This is a genomic window from Xanthomarina sp. F2636L, assembly GCF_026410195.1.
Taxonomy (GTDB): domain Bacteria; phylum Bacteroidota; class Bacteroidia; order Flavobacteriales; family Flavobacteriaceae; genus Xanthomarina.
Map to the genome: position 1 here is coordinate 73,048 of NZ_JAPMLM010000065.1, position 22,821 is coordinate 95,868.

General features: G+C 32.0%; 23 protein-coding genes and 1 tRNA gene. 8 read left to right on the top strand and 16 right to left on the bottom strand.

Annotated features, from left to right (window positions below; all coding sequences use genetic code 11):
• The first annotated feature begins 13 nt into the window (after positions 1-13).
• Complete coding sequence (locus OS191_RS07055; protein WP_267155013.1) at positions 14-331, top strand: DUF3467 domain-containing protein; 318 nt, start codon at positions 14-16, stop codon at positions 329-331.
• Between the two features lie 73 nt (positions 332-404).
• Here the strand turns inward: OS191_RS07055 and OS191_RS07060 are convergent, their stop codons facing one another.
• The 3 genes from OS191_RS07060 to OS191_RS07070 all read right to left on the bottom strand — a co-directional run bounded on the left by OS191_RS07060 (position 405) and on the right by OS191_RS07070 (position 4,076).
• The gene (locus tag OS191_RS07060) at positions 405-2,024 is read right to left on the bottom strand and encodes an aryl-sulfate sulfotransferase (protein WP_267155014.1); all 1,620 of its coding nucleotides are present in this window, start codon (positions 2,022-2,024) and stop codon (positions 405-407) included.
• Between the two features lie 85 nt (positions 2,025-2,109).
• A complete protein-coding gene (locus tag OS191_RS07065; protein WP_267155015.1) occupies positions 2,110-2,343 on the bottom strand; it encodes a (4Fe-4S)-binding protein in 234 nt (77 codons plus the stop codon).
• A gap of 143 nt (positions 2,344-2,486) precedes the next feature.
• Complete coding sequence (locus OS191_RS07070; protein ID WP_267155016.1) at positions 2,487-4,076, bottom strand: peptide chain release factor 3; 1,590 nt, start codon at positions 4,074-4,076, stop codon at positions 2,487-2,489.
• A gap of 126 nt (positions 4,077-4,202) precedes the next feature.
• On the opposite strand from OS191_RS07070, the gene idi reads away from it, so the two are divergent.
• The 5 genes from idi to OS191_RS07095 all read left to right on the top strand — a co-directional run bounded on the left by idi (position 4,203) and on the right by OS191_RS07095 (position 6,588).
• On the top strand, positions 4,203-4,730 hold the full coding sequence (gene idi / locus OS191_RS07075) for an isopentenyl-diphosphate Delta-isomerase (RefSeq protein WP_267155017.1): 528 nt from the start codon (positions 4,203-4,205) through the stop codon (positions 4,728-4,730).
• Positions 4,727-5,137, top strand: coding sequence for a 6-pyruvoyl trahydropterin synthase family protein (locus OS191_RS07080; protein WP_267155018.1), 411 nt, complete (start codon positions 4,727-4,729; stop codon positions 5,135-5,137). Before idi ends, OS191_RS07080 begins: the two co-directional genes overlap by 4 nt.
• Positions 5,138-5,187: 50 nt before the next feature.
• The gene (locus OS191_RS07085) at positions 5,188-6,159 is read left to right on the top strand and encodes a type I phosphomannose isomerase catalytic subunit (RefSeq protein ID WP_267155019.1); all 972 of its coding nucleotides are present in this window, start codon (positions 5,188-5,190) and stop codon (positions 6,157-6,159) included.
• A 28-nt stretch (positions 6,160-6,187) separates the two neighbouring features.
• Positions 6,188-6,457, top strand: coding sequence for a hypothetical protein (locus OS191_RS07090; RefSeq protein WP_267155020.1), 270 nt, complete (start codon positions 6,188-6,190; stop codon positions 6,455-6,457).
• A 57-nt stretch (positions 6,458-6,514) separates the two neighbouring features.
• Positions 6,515-6,588 (top strand) — tRNA-Thr (locus OS191_RS07095).
• Between the two features lie 86 nt (positions 6,589-6,674).
• Here the strand turns inward: OS191_RS07095 and OS191_RS07100 are convergent.
• The 9 genes from OS191_RS07100 to OS191_RS07140 all read right to left on the bottom strand — a co-directional run bounded on the left by OS191_RS07100 (position 6,675) and on the right by OS191_RS07140 (position 15,509).
• On the bottom strand, positions 6,675-8,987 hold the full coding sequence (locus tag OS191_RS07100; protein ID WP_267155021.1) for a transglycosylase domain-containing protein: 2,313 nt from the start codon (positions 8,985-8,987) through the stop codon (positions 6,675-6,677).
• 99 nt (positions 8,988-9,086) lie between these two features.
• A complete protein-coding gene (locus tag OS191_RS07105) occupies positions 9,087-9,782 on the bottom strand; it encodes a DUF4369 domain-containing protein (protein WP_267155022.1) in 696 nt (231 codons plus the stop codon).
• A 52-nt stretch (positions 9,783-9,834) separates the two neighbouring features.
• On the bottom strand, positions 9,835-11,145 hold the full coding sequence (locus OS191_RS07110) for a DUF819 family protein (protein WP_267155023.1): 1,311 nt from the start codon (positions 11,143-11,145) through the stop codon (positions 9,835-9,837).
• 58 nt (positions 11,146-11,203) lie between these two features.
• Positions 11,204-11,377, bottom strand: coding sequence for a type II toxin-antitoxin system antitoxin (locus tag OS191_RS07115; protein WP_267155024.1), 174 nt, complete (start codon positions 11,375-11,377; stop codon positions 11,204-11,206).
• Between the two features lies 1 nt (position 11,378).
• Positions 11,379-12,314, bottom strand: coding sequence for an alpha/beta hydrolase family protein (locus tag OS191_RS07120; RefSeq protein WP_267155025.1), 936 nt, complete (start codon positions 12,312-12,314; stop codon positions 11,379-11,381).
• 14 nt (positions 12,315-12,328) lie between these two features.
• Entirely contained in the window at positions 12,329-12,487 is a 159-nt protein-coding gene (locus OS191_RS07125) for a DUF4177 domain-containing protein (RefSeq protein WP_267148052.1), read from the bottom strand.
• Positions 12,488-12,498: 11 nt separating this feature from the next.
• On the bottom strand, positions 12,499-13,359 hold the full coding sequence (locus tag OS191_RS07130) for an SPFH domain-containing protein (protein WP_267155026.1): 861 nt from the start codon (positions 13,357-13,359) through the stop codon (positions 12,499-12,501).
• 254 nt (positions 13,360-13,613) lie between these two features.
• The gene (locus tag OS191_RS07135) at positions 13,614-14,540 is read right to left on the bottom strand and encodes an alpha/beta hydrolase (protein WP_267155027.1); all 927 of its coding nucleotides are present in this window, start codon (positions 14,538-14,540) and stop codon (positions 13,614-13,616) included.
• A gap of 369 nt (positions 14,541-14,909) precedes the next feature.
• Entirely contained in the window at positions 14,910-15,509 is a 600-nt protein-coding gene (locus tag OS191_RS07140; RefSeq protein ID WP_267155028.1) for an alpha-ketoglutarate-dependent dioxygenase AlkB family protein, read from the bottom strand.
• 34 nt (positions 15,510-15,543) lie between these two features.
• Here OS191_RS07140 and OS191_RS07145 point away from each other — a divergent pair, with 34 nt between their 5' ends.
• Positions 15,544-16,224, top strand: coding sequence for a M15 family metallopeptidase (locus OS191_RS07145; RefSeq protein ID WP_267155029.1), 681 nt, complete (start codon positions 15,544-15,546; stop codon positions 16,222-16,224).
• Here the strand turns inward: OS191_RS07145 and OS191_RS07150 are convergent.
• The 4 genes from OS191_RS07150 to OS191_RS07165 all read right to left on the bottom strand — a co-directional run bounded on the left by OS191_RS07150 (position 16,200) and on the right by OS191_RS07165 (position 21,167).
• Positions 16,200-16,925 (bottom strand): N-formylglutamate amidohydrolase, encoded by a 726-nt coding sequence (locus tag OS191_RS07150; protein WP_323370080.1) that lies wholly within the window; start codon positions 16,923-16,925, stop codon positions 16,200-16,202. The two genes, OS191_RS07145 and OS191_RS07150, sit on opposite strands and share 25 nt — an antisense overlap.
• Entirely contained in the window at positions 16,892-18,118 is a 1,227-nt protein-coding gene (locus OS191_RS07155; RefSeq protein WP_267155030.1) for a glutamate-cysteine ligase family protein, read from the bottom strand. The genes OS191_RS07150 and OS191_RS07155 overlap by 34 nt, the downstream gene beginning before the upstream one ends.
• 1 nt (position 18,119) lies before the next feature.
• Positions 18,120-19,565: a RimK family ATP-grasp domain-containing protein gene (locus OS191_RS07160; RefSeq protein ID WP_267155031.1), complete on the bottom strand. Its 1,446-nt coding sequence runs from the start codon at positions 19,563-19,565 to the stop codon at positions 18,120-18,122.
• Positions 19,566-19,637: 72 nt separating this feature from the next.
• Positions 19,638-21,167, bottom strand: coding sequence for a bifunctional GNAT family N-acetyltransferase/carbon-nitrogen hydrolase family protein (locus OS191_RS07165; RefSeq protein ID WP_267155032.1), 1,530 nt, complete (start codon positions 21,165-21,167; stop codon positions 19,638-19,640).
• Positions 21,168-21,337: 170 nt separating this feature from the next.
• Between OS191_RS07165 and OS191_RS07170 the strand changes: the two genes are divergently transcribed.
• Positions 21,338-22,821, top strand: a 1,484-nt coding sequence (locus OS191_RS07170; RefSeq protein WP_267155033.1) for a hypothetical protein, incomplete at its 3' end; no start/stop codon positions are given.

Below are 22,821 nucleotides of genomic sequence, written 5' to 3' on the forward strand. Positions count from 1 at the left end.
AACTATACATATTATGTCAGACGAAAAAAAACAACAAAAACCAGGACAAATTAATATTGAATTAGATGAAAAGGTTGCAGAAGGAACCTATTCTAACTTAGCAATTATTAACCATTCTGTATCAGAATTTGTTATCGATTTTGTAAGCATCATGCCTGGAACCCCTAAAAGCAAAGTCAAATCTAGAATCATTTTAACGCCACAACATGCGAAACGTTTATTAAAAGCATTAAGCGATAATGTAAATAAATTTGAAGGCGCCCATGGTGAAATTAAAGATTACGAGCAACCACCAATTCCATTAAACTTTGGTCCAACTGGTGAAGCATAAAAAAAATCAGGCAATAAAAAAATCCCATTGAATTAATTCAATGGGATTTTTTTAATAAATTTTGTTTTTATAACTAATGAACAATTACTTTAATTATTTGTTGATGTATTTGATTTTCAATTTTCACAAAATATAATCCTGATTGTAAATTCGAGACTTCTAAATTTTTGCCATTAAAATTCTTAGTGTTATAAATTTTTTGCCCAGAAACATTATGAATTGTAATAGAAATATTTTTCTGAATAGAATTAAAATGTAAAGTTTTATTATAAACAGGATTATTAATTGAAACGTAATTATTTGAATTTTCAAAATTAGATATTGATAAATTTTGAATGCAAGTTTCAGAGTTGCTATTAATATCTTCAATTATAGTACCTGGAGTTAAATCTTTGCCTTCAAAAGCAGGATAATCTTTTGGATATTTCTCACCTCTAAATATTGTGTTATCCCTAAAAATTTCTAATTCAGTTTCAAATTGATTATGAATTACAGAACCTACAGGGTTTCTATAAATCCAAACAATATTACCATTTAAGTCCATTTCTGTTAATCTACCTTTTGCTGTTTCACAAAGCATCATGTTTCCATTGGGTAAAGCTTGTACTCCAGACTTTTTTAATTCTACAACGGTTTCACCTAAAATATCTCCACTCCATGACCAAAAATAATCAGCTGGTAAAAACGCGTCATTGTTTAAAAGGTATTCATTATTAATATCTAATTCTGGTGCAATTAGATGAATAGCACTATGGGTTTGTGTGCCATTTTGATCGTTATTGAATACAGTTATTTTTCCTTCGTGCAAATAATCGTTTTTAACCCACTTGGCGTCATGCTGTTCAAATAGCTTTCTATCTGCTGCAGTTCCTTGTCTATATACTTCGGGATTTCCCCAACGCCAAAGAAAATCGCCACCTTTTCCAGAATTTCCTCCAGTATGTCCAGCAGCTTCAATTGTTGTTGTGCTATGGTCAATAACATAAATCTCACCCATACTCTTGGCAGATAGGATAATGTGGTCTAAATTGCTATTATATGCCACACTATTAATATGTAACCAGTCAGAATGGTTCATATTATAATCTTCGTAGTTAAAATCTACCAATTCTGGGTGTGCAACAACATCCCCATAATTAGCTGCACTAGCATTGAAATCTTGAATAATATGATCAAGAAAACGCCATTCCCACACAATATTAACCTGATTTGTGCCTATTGGTTGGAGTTCTATTACTTTTTCAGATTTCAATGTTCCATTAAGTAATAGGGGATTTTTGCCTAAATCAATTTGTTCTGTCTCAGTAACATTGTCTTTTACTAAACATAAAATATTCCCATTTGGAAGTGGTTCTATATCATGATGTTGTCTAATTCCGATTGCACTCAGACTGAATTGCCAAATAATATTGTTATCCCAATCTCTAATTTCTAAGCCTTGTTGGCCTGCTCTTAATAAATTTCCATTTTCAAGAAGATAACAAGTTAAAGCAGGGTTGCTTGAAAAATCCCATGTATTTATAACTTGTCCACAGTTATCTATTAAATATACTAATGTATTTTTCTCAGGAGTAAATAATGTATAACCATCATAAGAGTCCTCTTCGTGTTGCAATAATCCAACAGTTTCTTGACTAAAAAGATTGGTTGTAAGCGCAAGTAAAAAAAAGATTTTAATAAATAAGTATTTCATGTTTAATTTTGGTAATTTTAATTAAAAGTGAAATTACAACTTTAAGTTAAAACATGAAGAATATATAATATATAAATATGAAACTTTAACAGGCTTCTTTTTTATTCAAACAATAATCTAATGCTCCAGAAGGGCATTTTTTTATCTGATTGATAATTTTTTTAGTAGAAGCACCATCAAGGTCTATCCAAGGAATTACAGAATCCCTAAAGACGTTTGAAAGTTCTTTTGCACAACGCTCGGCATGAATGCAAACTTTTGGATTGTAGGTTACAGTAATATCATTATTACTGAAAACATTTGGGTTGTTTGTTTCCATAAGTAGATCATTTTTTGGGGTTATGATTCTAATTTATATGTGAAAATTTAAGAATATGAAAACTTAATATCACGATTAAATGTATTAAAAATTCGATTAAAAACAATATAAAATGAATTTATTCGATGAAATACATACGGATTTTAGCTAAACTCTGAGGTAAAGTGGAATTTAATATTAGGATATTTCTGTTGCGTCATTTGTAAAGAAAACGGAGAATCTGCTAAAAACACCAGTTGATTTTGTTTGTCTTTGGCTATAAATCGTTGTTTGACTCTTAAAAACTCTTTATATTCATCACTCTTAGGGTCTTTAGCTTCAATCCAACAAGCTTTATGAACATTTAGATTTTCATAAGTACATTTTGCTCCATATTCATGCTCAAGTCTGTATTGAATCACTTCGTATTGTAGAGCACCAACAGTACCAATAACTTTTCTTCCATTTAACTCTAAAGTAAATAATTGAGCAACACCCTCGTCCATTAATTGATCGATACCTTTAAATAATTGTTTCGATTTTAAAGGATCAGCATTATTAATATATCTAAAATGCTCAGGAGAAAAGCTGGGAACACCTTTATAATTTAAAATTTCACCTTCAGTTAGTGTATCTCCAATTTTAAAAGTTCCAGTATCTTGAAGTCCAACAATATCTCCTGGGAATGAGATATCAACAATCTCTTTCTTTTCAGCAAAAAAAGCATTAGGACTTGAAAACTTAACTTTTTTATTTTTTCTTACATGTAAATAAGATACATTACGCTTAAATTCTCCAGAAACAATTTTAACAAATGCTAAGCGATTTCTATGATTGGGATCCATGTTGGCATGAATTTTAAAAACAAACCCTGTAAAATTCTTTTCTTCAGGTTTTACCAATCTTTCTTCACTTTGTTTAGGTCTTGGTTTGGGAGCAATTTCCACAAAACAGTCTAATAATTCTCTGACACCAAAATTATTTAATGCCGAACCAAAAAAGACAGGTTGTTGTTTACCTTCTAAATATTCTTGTTTATCGAATGTTGGATAAATTCCTTCAACTAAATCAATTTCTTCACGTAAAGTTTTTGCAGCTTTATCACCAACAAGTTTGTTTAATTCGGGAGACTGTAAATCAGAAATTTCTATAGTTTCTTCAATATCTTTTCTGCTATCTCCACTAAAGAGGTTGACATTTTTTTCCCATAAATTATAAATGCCTTTAAAGTCGTAACCCATTCCAATAGGAAAGCTTAATGGAACTACATGTAGTCCTAATTTCTGTTCAACTTCATCTAACAAATCGAAAGCATCTTTTCCTTCACGGTCCATTTTATTAATAAAAACAATCATGGGAATATTACGCATTCTACAAACCTCCACTAGTTTTTCAGTTTGTTCCTCAACACCTTTTGCTACGTCTATAACAACAATAACACTATCTACTGCCGTTAAAGTTCTAAAAGTATCTTCAGCAAAATCCTTATGTCCAGGAGTGTCAAGAATATTAATTTTAATGCCATCATATTCAAAAGCAAGTACAGACGTTGCAACCGAAATTCCACGCTGACGTTCAATTTCCATAAAGTCACTAGTAGCTCCTTTTTTTATTTTATTGCTTTTTACAGCTCCAGCTTCCTGGATGGCTCCACCAAAGAGTAATAATTTTTCAGTTAGTGTTGTTTTTCCGGCATCAGGATGCGATATAATACCAAAGGTTCTTCGTCTGTTAATTTCTTTAATAAAACTCATATTATTCTTGCAAATGGGTTGCAAAGATACTATTATTAAGCACAAAATAAATGATTGTTTTACCAGCTTTTTAATTTTATGAAAAGTTTGACGTATTTTTAATGTTTTGATTGGTATTTTTACACTATGATTGAAGAACAAGTAATTTTAGTAAACGAAAACGATGAGCAAATTGGTTTAATGCCAAAATTGGAGGCACATGAAAAGGCTTTATTACATCGTGCATTTTCTGTTTTTGTTTTTAACGACGATAATCAATTAATGTTGCAACAACGAGCAGCGCATAAATATCATTCACCAAAATTGTGGGCTAACACTTGCTGTAGTCATCAAAGAGATGGAGAGTCTAATATTGCAGCAGGGAAACGTAGGTTACAGGAAGAAATGGGCTTTAAAACAGCTTTGGAAGAATCTATTTCTTTTATTTATAAAGCACCTTTTGATAACGGATTAACCGAACACGAGTTCGATCATATTTTGTTAGGAAAATATAATGATGCTCCAATTATTAATCCAGATGAAGTTTTAGATTGGAAATGGATGTCGTTAGAGGCTATTGAGGAAGATATCCAAATTCATCCAGAAATATACACAGAATGGTTTAAAATAATATTCGATAAATTCTACGAACATATAAATATTACTAAAAGATGAAGGTAACCGTTAGTAGAAAAGGGCATTTTAATGCTGCACATAGACTGTACAGGAAAGAGTGGAGCGATGAAAAAAATAATGCTATTTTTGGCAAATGTAACAACGCTAATTATCATGGACATAATTATGAAATTATTGTAAGTGTTACGGGCGAAATTGATAAGGAAACAGGTTACGTTATCGATATGAAGATTTTAAAAGATCTTATTAGGGAAGAAGTTGAAGAAGCTTTCGACCATAAAAACTTAAATGAAGACGTAGAAGCTTTTAAAGACTTGAATCCTACTGCCGAAAATATTGTGGTTGTAATTTATAATAAACTGAAACCACGACTTAAATCAAATTTAAAACTAGAAGTTACACTGTACGAAACTCCACGTAATTATGTAAGCTATTCAGGAGAATAGTATAGTAAACCTGAACAGTTTTAATAACTTAGTAGGTTTTTTAGAATCATATGAAAGCCAATTTATACCCTATAAAATTCCATCCCATTTTAAAAGAAAAAATTTGGGGAGGAAAAAAACTTAAGCAACTTCTCAATAAAGATAGCAATTTACCCAATATTGGTGAAAGTTGGGAGATTAGTGATGTAGAAGATGATACGTCTATAGTTGCCAATGGCCAATTGGAAAACCAATCTTTAAAACATCTTTTAAGCACCTATAAAGAAGAATTAATAGGTAAAAAGAATTATAAACAGTTTGGGAACAAGTTTCCGTTGCTTATTAAATTTATAGATGCGAAGCAAGATTTATCTATTCAATTACATCCTAATGATGAAATAGCTGCCAAACGTCATAATTCTTTTGGGAAAACAGAAATGTGGTATGTTATGCAAGCAGATCCAGATTCAAATCTAATTGTTGGGTTTAATCAAGAAATGTCTTCAGAATTATACTTAGAGCATCTACACAAAAAAACGCTAACCGAGATTTTAAATTTCGATAAAGTAAAAACAGGAGATACTTATTTTATAGAAGTAGGACGTATTCATGCTATTGGAGCAGGAGTGTTATTAGCAGAAATTCAGCAAACTAGTGATGTAACTTATCGTGTTTACGATTGGGATCGTGTTGATGATAAAGGAAATTTTCGAGAACTGCATAACGATTTGGCTTTAGAAGCTTTCGATTTTAACATGCCTGATAATTTTAGAATTGCATATAATAAGACAGAGAACAAATTAAATAAGATGATTAGCTGCCCTTATTTTACTACTAATTTTTTAAAAATAAATAAAACAATAAACCTTGAAAACACATACGACTCATTTATTGTTTATATGTGTGTAGAAGGCGAGGCAATAATTTCAACAGGAGCTTATAAAGAACCCATTAAAAAAGGTGAAACCATTTTGATTCCGGCAAATATACAAGCGTTTGAAATTACTTCTAAAAATGCTACACTATTAGAAGTTTATGTTTAATTTTGCATCAAAATAAATTATAATTAAAATGGCAAATAAGAGAGATTTAAAAAAAGACATCAATTATGTGTTAGGAGACATTATTGAAGCAGTATACGTTTGGGAATATTCAAACACAGATAAAGACACAAAAAAGAGTGAAGCGATAATTGACGAAGCTATTCTTACTTTCGATGAGCTAATTGTTAAGGTTAACGATAAATCTGTTGAAGATAAAAAAGCACACTTTAAAGCTATTAATAAAGAATTAGAAAACAAAGGAAGAGCTTTAATTGAAAAAATTAATAAACTAGGATAAAAAAATAAAAAAATAGTTGCAAATTATATTTTCACGATTATATTTGCATCTTGTTTTGCCGATGTAGCTCAGCTGGCTAGAGCAGCTGATTTGTAATCAGCAGGTCGTGGGTTCGAGTCCCTCCATCGGCTCTAAAAATAAAGTTCAGTAGAAATACTGGACTTTTTTGTTTTAGTTCAATTTTGAAATCTTATAGGGATTATAATTTAACAATAACTTAAACAGAGTCCTTGTCTTTTTTTAACCATGAAAAGAAACCTTTCTTTTTCTTCTTTTTAAACCTTTCTTTGGTTTTGTCTTTTCCAAATAATTGATTGAAGAAACTGTCTTCCTTAGTATAATCACAGTTTATAGATTTTTTTACTTGATCTGATGGCGTTTCAAAAGAAGCATCCGTGATGTTTTTATACGTAGAATCGTTATTCAATTTTTGTAAAAATTTTGCAAACATTGGTAATGCAGAATTAGCTCCCTGTCCAATTCTAGTATTACTAAACCCAATTTGCTGATTATCGTTTCCAACCCAGGTTACTGTTACTAGATTTGGTATAATCCCTACAAACCAGCCATCCTTATTATCTTGTGTTGTTCCTGTCTTACCTGCAATTTCATTTTTTAAATTATAGGTAGAACGTAACCTGTTGGCTGTTCCGTTATTAACGGTTTCCTTTAAAAACTCTAATATAATTTGTCTGGAATTATCACTATAAGCTTTTTCTACCTTTGAACTTTTAGGATTTAAATCGTCGTAAGTAGCAATAACATTTCCATTTTTATCTTCAATTCTCGTAATAAATATTGGTTTTGAAGGGATGCTTTTGTTTACATAAGATGTGTAAGCAGTTGCCAGTTCAATCAAAGTTAAGTTAGATGTTCCCAAAGCAATAGATGGGACTTTTTCAATATCACTTTCAATTCCCATAGCCTTGGCTTGCGCTATAACTTTGTCCACTCCTGTATCTTGTAAAATTTTTACTGAAATGGTATTTACAGATCGGCTCAAAGCATATTCTAAAGAATAATTTAATTCTTCGTCTTCAACTTTTGAAGCATTTTTTGGTGTCCAGTTATCCACATCTGTGTAAGTTACTTCTTTAATGGAAAAATAGGAGCAAGGCTTCATGCCGTTTTCTAAGGCTGCAGTATAAACAATAGGTTTAAAAGTAGAACCTACCTGACGTTTGCTCTGAGACACGTGGTCGTATTGGAAATATCTATAATCGATACCTCCAACATAGGCTTTTATTGCTCCACTTGTTGGTTCTATCGACAGGAAACCAGCATTAAGAAATTTGGAGTAGTACTCAAGGCTATCAAGGGTTGAGATGTGTTCAATGGTAGGTTCATCCCAGGAGAATAATTTAGTTTCCTTGGTTTTTTTCAAGGAATCTTCAATAGCTTGATCTGTTAAACCTTGATTTTTTAAATCTCTATAAGTTTTTAAGCGCTTTTTAGCAGCCAAAAAAATAGGTTTGTTTTTTAACCAAGGAGCTTGTTGTCCATACCCTTTTTCAAATTGACGTTGCAAACTTGACATGTGTTCTTGCATAGCTTCTTCGGCATAGCGTTGTATGGTGTTATCTAAAGTTGTGTAAACTTTAAGGCCATCATGAAATAAGCTATAAGCTTCTCCATCAGGATTTTTATACTTTTTTTGTTGAAGAATAGAGTCTAATTGTTTTTTTACTTGGGCTCTAAAATATGGAGCCAAGCCTTGATTTGGAGCATAATATTGATAATCTAATTCCATGTCTTTTTCTGTAGCGTCTCTTGCTGTTTTTTCCGAAATAACGCCTTGGTTTTTCAATAAACTTATAACCAAATCTCTTCGTTCTTGCGACCTTTTTGGATAGAGTCTTGGATTATAACCTGTATTGGCTTTTAAAGATCCAATTAGTGTTGCAGCTTGCGAAAGATTTAGAAGCCTTGTTTTTGTATTAAAAAACTTTTGAGAAGCACTTTCAATACCATAGGTGTTGTCTGGAAATGGAACCGTATTTAAATATAAAGTAAGGATTTCTTTTTTTGAGTAAATATCTTCAATGCGTCTTGCAACAATGCTCTCTTTTAGCTTGTTAACAACAATGCTTAAAAAGCCATAATCTTTTCTTCCATATAGATTTTTTGCAAGTTGTAAAGTGATAGTGCTTCCTCCTCCTGATGAAGCGTCAGATAATAAAATGGTTTTAAAAAAAACCCTTAACAAACTGGTATTATCTATGCCGTTATGTTCGTAAAACCGGGTATCTTCAGTAGCTATTAAGGCGTCAATTAAATGTTGTGGGAAATCTTTGTAAGCTATGGATTGTCTGTCGTAAATATAAAATTTTCCTATAAGTTCTTCATGAGAATCTAAAACTTGGGTGGCTTGACTTTGCTTGAGGTTTGCTAATTTCTTTGCTGAAGGTACTTCTCCCCACAAGCCATAATAGATACTTCCATAAAGGCCTAACAAAAGAATAGCGATAATTATAAAACTATAAGCTAGACGTTTTGTCCATTTTCTAAAAAGTTGGTTTTTTAAAATCATGTATTGTTAATCTCGCTTTACAAAGTAACGAATTACGAGAGGGTTGCGTATAAAAAAACGGAATTAAATTAAAGTTAATTCCGTTTAAATAATCAGGTTTTAATACGATTTTCGAAGTGTGAGATACCCATCCAAGGCTTTTCCATACTTGGATCCTTTAACTTTAGGTGTTAATGAATTGTTTATGGTATCCAGCCATTTTGTTTGGGCATCGTATATTTCTGTTAGTGCTAAATAAGGAGCAACCTCGCTGTCTTTGTTGTTAACTGCAAAATTAACAGTATATAAGTATCTGCTTTTAACCAAATCTACCATGGCTTTATTGTTTGAAAGGATTTTTATAGAGTCATTTTCTATTTTAGCATCAAAACTCTCTTTTATTAAATCCAATCTTTTACTATCATATCTATCAATTACTTTTAAGTAATCTTCATAAAGCTTTTGTTGTTCAGAGCCGGTAATTATTGCATCAGAAACAAAGTTTTTTAATGTAGTATTAATCTCAGTAATGCCTTTGTCAGCAAAAAATATAATTCTGTTATTAGTTTCTTTACTGTTGTTTTTATCTAATCGTAGATAAAAAGCTTCAGGAGATTCTAAGTCACTTTTTAATTCAAATTCTGAAGGACCATTTAAAGCAATCGAATCTGCAATTATTATAACAGAATCTTTTTCTTTTTCAAGATAGACGGTTCCCTTTTTTAATCCTTTTACTTGACCTTTTACAATTAAATCAGGGTCTTTTTCACAAGAAACAATAAAAAGAAGGGCTAGTAATACAAATATATTTTTCATGAGATTTTTTAGAATTTTGGAGCGCAAATATCATATAATTATTTTTCAAATACTAACCTCCTGCCGCTATTCTCATTAAAATAGTGCAACCAATTGCAGCAATAGTACCAATGGCATATCCAAAAACAGCTAGAAGTACACCAACCGTAGCTAAGGATGAATGAAATGCTGAGGCTACAATAGGAGCAGAGGCTGCGCCTCCAACGTTTGCTTGACTTCCAACAGCTAAAAAGAAATATGGTGCTTTAATAATTTTAGCTATAATAATTAATAATATGGCATGAATACTCATCCAAATTAAACCAACAGCTATTAATCCAGGATTATCAAAAATAGACATAAGGTCTATTTTCATTCCAATAGAAGCAACCAGAATATATATAAAAACTGAACCATATTTACTAGCTCCAGCTCCTTCATAATTCTTAGCTTTCGTAAAGGATAATAGGACAGCGATAAGGGTTGCAATACTAATCATCCAAAAGAACTGAGAATCTAGAAAAGTAAACGTGTTTCTTAACATTGGAGATTCTATATTTTTAACGATACCTTTAAATGTAGGAGCTAAGTTGTTTGCTCCAATATGTGCGAAACTTACGGTTCCAAAGGCAATAGCTACAATTATCATAATATCCGCTAAAGATGGATTACGCTTTACGCTTTTTGCAAAAGAAGTTACTTTTTCTTTTAGAGATTCAATAGCTGAATTGTCTGCACCTAACCATTTATCAATTGCTTTCGATCGGCCTATTCCAATTAATATGATAGCCATCCAGATGTTGGCAACTACAATATCTACAAAAACCATTTTACCATATTCAGACTGGTTGTATCCATAAATCTCTAACATGGCAGTTTGGTTTGCTCCTCCACCAATCCAACTTCCTGCAAGGGTTGAAAGGCCTCTCCAAACAGCATCTGGTCCAGCACCTCCAACAGTTTCTGGAGACACCATAGAAATCAATAAAATAGCAATGGGTCCACCTATTACTATTCCAAGAGTTCCAGTTAAAAACATAACTAAAGCTTTCCATCCTAAATTAAAAACGGCTTTTAAGTCGATACTCAAAGTCATTAATACTAAAGCAGCAGGTAATAAATAACGACTTGCAACATAGTATAAACTAGTACTCTGTTTAACAACTTCGCCAGTTTCGGATGTTGTTTCCCATTCTGGAGCAATTAGGCCTGATGTAGTTAAAACAGCTGGAAGCATATATGCCATAAATAGACCTGGAACAATTTTATAAAATTTTGGCCAAAATCCTGTTTTTATAGATTCTGTATAAAAAATAAAACCTAACGTTAACATTAGGAGTCCAAATACTATAGTGTCATCTGTAAAAATTGGTGGCTGTTGCATATATTATAATTTGAACTGCAAAGTATAAAAATAATTGGGTATAAAAAAAGCAACCTTTTTAAAGTTGCTTTTTATCTGATTTTTTAGGTTCTCTATTATGTTCTTTAAGTTGTTGCATCAAGATCCATTCAATTTGTCCATTGGTGCTCCTAAACTCATCTGAAGCCCATTTTTCAATGGCTTTGAGCATTTCTTCATTAATTCTTAATGCAAAGGCTTTCTTTTTCGACATATTATTTTTTTATAAAAACTTCAAGTGTATTTATTAAATCAATAGATAATGGGTAATCTGGAGAATAGTACGATTTCATGTTATCTTCATCTTTTTCTATGTCTTTTAACACATGGTTCATATTGTCAATAAAAACTAATTCTGAATCTGGTTTAGCTTCATGAAGTTTGTTAGCTTCATCAAATTTTACCTGAAGATCTTTAGTGCCATTAATAATGAGAACAGGAATATCTAATTTTTTAATTTCTTCTGAAGGGTTGTAAGCCATCCAAGTAATAAAAAACGGCTGATTAGGTTTGCTAAACAAATGTGCTAGAGCTGGATTTATTGTCTCTATAGTTCTAGTTTCTTTTAGCTCGTCTATTTGTTGTTTAGCCATATTACCCATTTCATCACTATATAGTTTGTAGCTATTAATAATGAAATCTCCCATATTTTCACTAATTCCAGCTAAGGATACATATTTGTCTACGTTTTCTTGCGCAGCCAGCATAGCCACTAAAGATCCTTGACTATGACCAATTAAGGTAATACTATTAAAACGATTATCGTCTTTAAACTTATTAATTGCAAGATTAGCGTCATCCACAAAGCGATCAAAATTTAAATCTGTCATTACAAACTTCATGTTTTCTTCAGTAGAGGTTCGTTTATCGTACCTGTACAAAGCAATTCCTTTGCCGTTTAGACTATCAGACAATTGCTTAATATAATTTGCATTTATATTTACTCCGGCTTGATTTCCATTTCTATCTACATTACCAGAACCATGAATAAAAATTGCCAGAGGTTGACTCTTTAAATTTTTATTATAAGATAGTGTACCTGGAAGTTTAACACTGTCATTCATTATTAGAATTTCTTCTGAAATAATGTTTTCTTGTGCTACTACCAGCATACCATAAAATAGAGCTAGGTATAATAAGATTTGTTTCATAATTTAAAAATTAATTATCTGTTTTTATCTCTTTCAAAAACTATTCGTGCAGAGTTTTCTGCTATATGAATCACTTTCCAACCAGACATAGCGTGTTGATTAAGTGTATCTTCTAAACGTTCGTCGTTTTTGCTTAATCCCATTTTCCATGAAATAACTTTGTATTCTTTCATTTGTAAGGTGTTTAATGATTTAAGGTTCCAGCGTTAACAATGGGAGAGGCGTCTTTATCTCCACATAAAATAACCATTAGATTACTAACCATAGCTGCTTTTCGTTCGTCGTCAAGATCTATAATTTGTTTTTTACTTAACTCGCTAAGAGCCATTTCTACCATACTTACAGCGCCTTCCACAATTTTATGTCTGGCTGCAACAATGGCAGTGGCTTGCTGACGTTTAAGCATGGCATTAGCAATTTCCTGAGCATAAGCTAGATACCCAATTCTGGCTTCTAGAACTTCAATTCCAGCAATAGATAAACGTTCGTCTATTTCTTTTTCTAAGGCTTCACTCACTTCATTAACACTAGAACGAAGCGTAATATCCTCAGCAAGACCTTCGTCTGCAAAATTATCGTATGGATACATACTAGCCAATTTTCTAACGGCAGCATCTGTTTGTACGCGTACAAAATTTTCGTAATTATCTACGTCAAAAGCTGCTTTGTAGGTGTTTTGAACTCGCCAAACTAGTATAGTACTAATCATAACTGGATTCCCAAGCTTATCGTTTACTTTTAAACGCTCACTGTCAAAATTACTGGCACGAAGAGATATTTTCTTTTTTGTATACAACGGATTTGCCCAATACAAACCATTCTTTTTTATACTGCCAACATATTTTCCAAACAATAATAAGACTCTTGAATTATTTGGTTGTACCATAATAAAACCAAAGGCAATGAATAATCCTGTTATTATTGATAATACAAACCATGGATTTTTAGTTGAGGTTACGGCTGCAATACCTCCAAAAAATAATATTAAAAATACAACGAGCATGACATAGCCGTTTGCTGGGACGATAATTTTTTCTTCTTTCATGTGATTAAATTTAGTTTGCTTAATTTATTATGATATTAAAATGATATCATAAAGATATGTATAAATATTTTAACCACAAAATCGAGTTTGGCACGGAGATTGAACTATCTATTGTAAATTGATACTACACAAAAAACTTTTTAAAGAGTGTGGTTACTTTTAAAAAAGGTAGTATTTCATATTTTTGGTTGGTTAGTTAAGAAAAGCATCCTATTTAGGGTGCTTTTCTTTTTTTTATCAACTAAGAGTATTTATTATTTAATGAATTCCAAAATTGCTGGAATTAACTCTGGACTTAGAGTTCTAAAAGATTCATTATAGGATTTGGAATTTTCTAAATCGTCTCCAAGAATAGAAAACATTACATGATTCATGTTTTCTATAATTTCTAAACTACCTTCTTTTGAAGCATCTTTTAATAAATGAGCTTCTTCTATAGGAACTTGTAAATCTTTAGTTCCATTTATTATTAATGTAGGAATGGTTAGGTCCGCAATTTGTTCCTGAGGATGGTATTGCATCCAACTACTCATAAATGGTTGGTTTTCGATACTAAAAATAGATTCTAGAGCAGAAGGGTAGTTGGTAGTTGTTTTTCCCTCTTTCAACTTTTTAAAAGCAGCTTGAGATTCATCAGTTAGTCCTGGAACAGTTTGTTCTACTTGATCTAATATTACTTCATCTATAGGTTTTGCAGAGCCTGCAATAGAAATATAGCCAGATATATTTTCTTTTGATGCCAAAATTCCAACCAAACTACCTTGTCCATGACCTATTATATAGATGTTTTTAAATGTGTTTTTCTCGGTAAAATAGCTTACTGTTGAAATGGCATCATTAATAAAGTCCTCAAAACTAATGGTTTTGCTAACACTCCCTTTTCTAATTTGTTTTACTATGCGTTTATCGTACCTAAAAGTTGCAATTCCATTATTGGATAGTTCTTCTGCTAATTTTTTTAAGATATTATTTTTTTGAAAATTCTGATTCCCATTTCTATCTGTTGGACCAGAATCACCAATTATAATAGCTAAGGAAGCATTTTTATTAGATGAAGGAATTAATAAGGTTCCATCAATAAACTGATTGACTGAGACCTCTTCTTGTATGAAATTGTTTTCTTGTGAGATAATTATAGGGGAACTAAAAAGGAATAAGATTAAAAGACACTTTAGTTTCATAGGTGTTTGTGTATTAAAAAAAATTATTAAATCATCAAAGTCTTATAACGTGAAATTAGCACTAAATTATCTAATAAACATATAATTCTTTACTGAAATAAGTAAGAAAAAAGATGTATTTAGTCGGATTTATATGTTATTTCACCTATAAATGTTAAAATTATATGCATTTCATCGAAAATAATAGCTTTTAAACGTTGTTTTTAAAATATAGTTTTACATTTGGAATGTACTAGAATATTACTTTTTAGTTCAATGGATTAATTAATTAATATTTGCATTATGTTGTTGATACTGGAGACCCTAAATCTAACTACATAATAAAGATGCAAATAAAACTAAACCGAGGTTGAGGGACCTCGGTTTTTTTTATGCAATAAACCGAAAGGTTAAATTAATTCGTTTTCCAATGTCTTTTTTTGTTTTTGGAATTTGATGTAGCCAATAATGTTGCATTTCGTCAGTCATTATTAATAAGCTACCATGTTCTAATTTTAGTTGATGTTTTTCGTGTTTTAAAGTTCTATGTCTGAATTTAAATGTGCGTTTAGCTCCAAAACTTACCGAAGCAATGGTTGGGTTTAATCCTAATTCTTTTTCGTTATCTGCATGCCAACCGTTACTATCACTGCCATCTCTATATAAATTTATAAGCACCGAATTGAATTTGTGTTTTGTAAATAGTTCAATTTCCTGTTTTATACTTAAAATTAAACTGCTAAAAGGATTAGGATTCATGGTAATACCAGAGTAGGAGTAAGACTTATTATCTTCACTGTATAAAGCTGTTAATCTAGGTTGTTTATGTGTTTTTCCAAAAATGGTAATATTGTCTTGTTGCCATAATACCTGTTCCAACAAGATTTTAAATAATTTGTCTGCTTGACTTTGGTTGTAAAACTGTGGTATATAAATAAGTTCTGCCTGAGGCAACTTAAAACTGGTTTTTTCTGAAGAAAACAAATCCATCCTATATTTTTTTTCTCTAAATTAGCCAAAGTCTATGAAAATAAAAATTTCCATATTAGTTTTCCTTTTTTTAATTCTTGTGTCTTTTAAGCAGGTTAAAAAAAGCTTGCCAGAAGGTTTTGTCTATGCGCAAACTCTTATTCCAGATTTAAATATTGAACTGCGTTATTATTCTACAAATAATTTTGTTGGAGATACTATTGCCGGTTATCATGCTAATAAATTAATAGTTACTAAGCCGACGGCTGAAGCTTTAAAAAAGGTTCAGGAGGAATTATTGCTTCATAATTTATGTTTGAAGGTTTATGACGCATACAGACCACAAGAAGCCGTAAACCATTTTATAAAATGGGCTAGAAAGTTGGATGACACTTTAATGAAACAGCACTTTTATCCAGATGTTAAAAAAAGGCACTTGTTTAAAGAAGGATATATTGCTTCAAAATCTGGGCATAGCAGAGGAAGTACGGTAGATTTAACTATTATAGATGCTGACACTCACGACCCTTTAGATATGGGTAGTCCGTACGATTTTTTTGGAGAACCTTCCTGGGTTGCATATCAAAACCTGAACGAAGAACAAAAAGCTAACAGACAACTTTTACAACGTATAATGGCCAAACATGGATTTAGAAATTACCCAAAAGAATGGTGGCATTTTACTTTAAGGAATGAACCTTTTCCAAAAACTTATTTCAGTTTTCCAGTAGAATAAGATTCCAAAACTGTAAAGATATCTTGTTTTAAATGGGAGTCCATCAGATTATTTTCTGAAAACCTCTGATTAATCTCTAATTCGATTCCAATATAATTTTCAAGGAATTGCTTTCTTAAATAAGTGGTAAAACCATCAGCCTTTCCAAGATATGGGTAATTATATCGAATGTTATAATTTGGATTTATCTTTAAAATATGTGCTCTAAAGCTTTTACTGAAATGTTTTTCAAGAGGTCTCTTGGGATCAAAAAGCAAACCAACATCACAATTCCTAATTTCACCTTTTAAAAATGGAGTAAAGGAATGAATAGAGATATGCAAAACTGTTTCTCCAATATTAATATATTCTTCGATTTTATTTTCAACTTTATTTCTATAAGTAGAATAATAGGTATGAATAAGTTTTTCTTTTTCTTCTATTGAAATTTCTTTGGAAAATTCTGAAAACAAGTTTTTATGATGTAACGACCTGTTAAGTTCTATTAATAAGCGACTTGTTTTGCTGAATTGAGAAAAATCTGAAAGTGATTTTAGAGATTCAAAAATGTCTAAAGCTCCCAAATCCAAACCTCTGTGAGTTTCTAAAATGGCTTGTTGATTTTTAAAAAACGAAACATACTTTTTAGGGATTTTATTTCCACCATGTTCACAGGTTAGAACAAGTTTCATGGCAAGAATAGCTTGTTTTCCTGCAAGCATTCGGCTAAATTTGTATAGACTTTTTTGATGTTAGCTTCAGAATAATCTTCTGCAACGGCTTTTAAAATTCTTGTAGACAAAGTGCCTTCGTTTAAAACTGTTTCAAGAGTTTCATGATGCGACTTATGAATGTTTTCTTTAGCCAAAGCATAAAGATGTTTCCAAAGGTTTTTAACAGAGATTGGTTCTGCAATCTGAAACAAATTTAAATATGCTAAGTTAGAAATGGTATAACTTTCAGCGTCTTTAATAATCGGATTAAAAACCTCGTAAAGCTCCTCTTTTGGCCATTTTTTTTGTTCAGGAAGTGTCGCTAGTTTTTTATAAACTAAGAGTTTTAAGACTTCAATAATAAGCACGCAAATGGCTATATCTGCTTTTGGACATTCTTGGATGTCCACCAACCTTATTTCAATAGCATTTCTATCGAAACGCGCAATAGCTCCTCTAGAATTTAAAAAATGATGATCTAAGATTTTCTTGGTGTCATGAGGTTTGATGGCTTTTTTTATAGGCTCAAAAATGGTTGCATAATAATCAACCTTACTAAACACACGTTCTGGAATGACTAAGCCAGTAAGCTCTGGAATTTCTTTCTGGTTGGTTTTATAATACTCCAAACGAGCATCTTTAAAACCTGTGTCTTTTCCGTCTAGTATGGGAGAGCTTGCACATAATCCTGGAATTAATGGTAGTATAATTCTAATGGCAGCATGGAGTTTTTCAAACTCTTTATCGTCAAAAAACGGCAGATTGATATGTGTGCTTTGTACGTTGCTCCAACCATGTCCACGACAATCAAAAATACGATTATATAACTCGTAAACATCACTATAACTGTGTTTCCAGAGTTCGGTGTCTTTTAACGGATTTAATAAAGGATGCGCTGCAGTTGGTAATAAATACGATTCTAAAGGGTTTAAAAGTGAATTTATTTCAATAATGTTTTTATGAAACTGTTCCGATAATTGATCTAGATTGTTAGTTGGTCCATTGGTTTTTAATTCTACTACATGAGCCACCAATTCGTTGCTCCAAGCAATGTCTCCATTTTCAACATCAGAACTTTGTTTTCCAGCCTTTTTACTTAATAATTTGTCAACGATTGGAGCTGCTTTAAAGTTTTTCTTAAAAACCAGCATATATTCCAACTCAATGCCATAAACTTCAAATAAATGATATTTTTTACTCATGTTACGTCAGTCTGTTTTTTAGAGCTGTTAGAATTTCGGTATAGATAAGATCTCCATAATAGGCATCTTCTACACCAAAGTCAATATTTGGGTTATCGTTAATCTCAATTACCATGGGTTTGTTGTTCACTACTTTTATGTCTATACCATAAAGTCCTTTTCCCATTAATTTAGCAGATTTTAAGGCCATATCTAGTATTGGTTTTGGCACTTCTTCTATAGCTAAGCAATCTGCATTTCCGTCTTGATCGTCTTTTTTCTTGGCGTTCCAATTATATATTTGCCAATGACCTTTTGCCATATAATACTTACAGGCAAAGAATGGTTTGTCGTCTATAATTCCAATACGCCAATCGTAATCTGAAGGACAAAATTCCTGTGCAATAATTAAATCAGATTCTTTTAACATATCAGAAACTAAACTTTGGTATTCTTCTTTGGTTTTGGCTTTTTTTACACCAAAAGAAAAAGTGGAATCTGGTGCTTTTAAAACACACGGTAAACCAATTTGCTCTAGAACATCATTTTTATTGTTTTTATGAACGATAACCGTCCTTGGGGTTGCAATATTGGCATTATTAAGAGCTTCGGCCATATAAACCTTATTGCAGCATTTTAAAATGGCATCTGGATAATCTATAATGGCAATACCATCTTGTTGTGCTTTTCTTGCGAAAGCGTACGCTTCGTTGTTGACTTCAGTACTCTGACGAATAAATAAGGCATCAAACGAAGACAGACGAGACAAGTCTTTCGGCTCAATTATTTCAGCATAAATATTCATTTTTTCAGCCATGTCCACAAACTTTTTTAGAGCCTTTGGGTTACTTGGAGGAGCAGGGTCGTTGGGGTTTACTAAAATAGCTAGATCAAAATCCGATTTGGTCAATTTAGGTGTATCATAACGTTTTTTTGAAAAGTACTGATTGGCAAATTCATGCACACTCTCCATGTGTTCTATTGGGATTTCAGACTCAGAAATAGCTCGAATGTTCTGTACATTCCATTTGGTTGTATGGTTGAATTTGACTCTTAAAAAAGGCACTTGAAAATGTCTGTAAAACAGTGCGCTTAATTCCTTGTATTTATGAGCCACATTTTGTCCAAAATAAATACTCAAAGTAAACTCTTGAGATTTGATGTTTTTTAAGCTCTGTTGGATGACATCATCAAACTCATCTGAAACAATGCGAACTAGTTTTAAAGCTTTTAAATCCACAATATTCTTTACAGTTGGAATGGCTAAATGGCCTCTAGCTTCAGCTAAAAGCGACACATAATATCCTTTTGATTGATAAGAATAGTCTTTGCAAAGGTTAAAAATACGCGCGTTTTTTAATAGGGAAAACTCTGGGTTTGTAAGATATTCTTGCGAAGAAATTACAGTAATATTCTCAATCGAAAAATGCCATTTTTCAGGTTGATTGACAACAATATATTTATTCATTTATTGCGAAATCGCGATATATATTTTAAACAAAATTAGATTATTTTTTAATAGCTTTTACAAGTTTTAAAATTATTTTTTGCGTAGCTCAAAAAGATCTGTTCGTCTATCTCTTAGGTTGTTAACGCTTCCGTGCTGGTTTAGTTCTCTAAGTAAATCTATATCCACATCTGCAATTAAAATCATTTCTGTATTGGTAGTGGCTTCAGCTTTAATTCCATTAGCTGGAAACGAAAAATCGCAAGGAGTAAAAACCATAGACTGCGCAAATTGGATATCCATATTATGCACCTTTGGTAAATTTCCAACACTACCTGCAATAGCTACATAACATTCGTTTTCAATAGCTCTTGCTTGTGCACAATGTCTAACTCTGGAGTAACCGTTTTGGGTATCGGTTAAAAACGGAATGAATAAAATATCCATACCTTCATCGGCTAAAAGTCGGCTTAATTCTGGAAATTCAGAATCGTAACAAATTAAAATACCAATTTTACCACAATCAGTATCGAAGGCTTTTAATTGTGTGCCACCTTGTAAGCCCCATACTTTAGCTTCGTCTGGAGTTACATGAAGTTTTTCATAGCGTTCTACGGAGCCATCACGTTTACATAGATAACCGGCGTTATAGAGCAAGTCGTTTTTAACTTCTGGCATACTTCCAGTAATAATGTTAATATTGTACGCGATGGCAAATTCAGAAAACTTTTGAACAATAGATTCTGTGTGTTTAGCTAATTCCCTAATAGCTTCAGATTCTGATAAATGATTGTTTTCGGCCATTAAAGGGGCATTAAAAAACTCTGGAAATAAGGCGAAATCTGAACGATATCCAGAAACAGCATCAATAAAGTATTCAGCCTGTTGCATCAACTCCTCCAAATCTTTATATAAACGCATTTGCCATTGTATAAGACCTAAACGAACAATCTTCTTTTTTGTAGCTGCTTTTTTTGATGGTTTTTCATAATATATATTGTCCCATTCCAATAGAACTGCATATTCCCCCGAAGCATTATCTCCTTCTAAATAGCCTTTTAAAATACGAACAGGGTGAAAATCGTTTGAAATTTGAAAGTTTAAAACAGGATCGTGAATTTCCTTCCGTCTTACTTTGTCAATATATTCTTTTGGAGTCATCTCTTTAGAATATTTGTGAAAGTTTGGAATTCTTCCACCAAAGGCAATGCCTCTCAAGTTTAATTTTTCACAAACTTCTTTTCTATAATCGTATAAACGTCTTCCTAAACGCAGGCCACGAAACTCAGGTTTTATAAAAACATCAATCCCATATAATGCATCACCTTTATCTGCATCATGGGTGTTAAAGGTATAATTTCCGGTAATATCTTCATAGGTATGAATGTCATCAATACTATCATAATCCACAATAATAGATAGTGCACATCCAGCAATTTGGTTGTTGATTTTTATAACTACCTGTCCTTCAGGAAATTTATCAATAAGTGTTTTAATTTGATTTTCTCTCCAAAATAAATCTGGCATAGAACTATACGCCTGTTGCATAGCGCCTTTTAATTCTTGATAATCATCTAAAGTGAGATATTGTAATTCAATATTTTCAATGTCTTGTGGTTTCATTTTTTAAGTATAATTAGTAATGTAAAGGTACATTAAAACTTATCGATTTTTTATTTGCTAAGATTGTAATTTTTATTAAAAACAAATTTTGTACAACTTTTTTTAAAATAAATTAGACAAATTAAAATATTTTGTCTAAGTTTGTTAATATTAATCATAGACAAAATAAAATGAAAAAAGAAACTATTATCCGATTTCCCAAATCTACCATTTTACTTTTGTTGGCAATGATCTTATCTTTTCAGTCGTTTGCAGATGTTAATTGTGGACATATAGAGGGCTTTATGTTTTCTAATGGACAGAACTCTGTAATGCTTGAAAATGGCGGTAATTATAATATTACCGATTTACCTCAAAACTTCTATATTGATTTAAATGTAGAGGGTTACTCACAAAGTGTCAAATATTATGTTCAGAACTTAGACACAGGAGAACGTGTTTATATTACTGAAAATGTCTTGCCTTATACGTTTCCAACAGGAAATCAAGCTTGGAATTTGGGAGCTGGTAATTTTAAAATCAGTGCTTCTCTTTACAAGTATGATTTTGGCTTTGGAAGACGATGTGATAAAGAAATCATTTCATTTACATTAAATGAAGAATGTCTCGCTTTTGCAGGTTCTATTACAGCAACTGAAAGTTCTGTTGAACTAATAAACGGAATGGCTACTATTTCAGGAAATCCTAATGGGGATGCTTTTATACCTGATGGGTACATTTCTGGATATGTATTAACTAAAGGAAATGATTTAATTATCATGGATGGTGATGATATTCCATCCTTTCCAGTTACAGAACCTGGAAACTACATTATTCATACATTAATCTATAACCCGAATACATTAGATGTAGGAATTGTTGAATTTGGTGTCACCACCGGTTTTGATGTATACGGATTAATAACAGAAGGAGGAGGAGATATTTGTGCGTCTTTAGATGTTGCAGGAGCACCAATTATGGTGACCAGCTGTGAAGCTGATGCAGGAACACTTATGGCGGATGCAGATACTGCCTGTTTAATAAATGGAGCAGCTACAATCTCTGCAACAGCAAATAACGATTCTAATGTTCCAGAAGGATATGAAACAGTTTATGTGTTAACAGAAGGTTCCGGATTGGTAATAGTAAATGCAGGAGCAATACCAAGTTTTGAAGTAACAGAAGGAGGAGATTATACCATCCATAGTTTGGTATACAATCCAGAGACTTTAGATTTAGGAATAGTTGTACCAGGCGTAACTACCGGTTTTGATGTTTACGGATTAATAACAGAAGGAGGAGGAGATATTTGTGCGTCTTTAGACGTTGCAGGAGCACCAGTTTCAGTAGAAAATCCACATGCAGGAACATTGTCTGCAGATATGGATTCAGTGACTTTAGTTGACGGCCTTGCAACAGTATCAGCAACAGCAAATGGCGATGCTAATGTGCCGGAAGGTTACCAAACGGTTTTTGTTTTAACTCAAGGTTCAGGATTAGTTATCATGAATGCAGGAGCATCGCCTAATTTTGAAGTTAGCGAAGCAGGAGATTATACCATTCATAGTTTGGTTTATAATCCAGAGACCTTAGATTTAGGAATCGTTGTTCCAGGTGTCACTACCGGTTTTGATGTTTACGGATTAATAACAGAAGGAGGAGGAGATATTTGTGC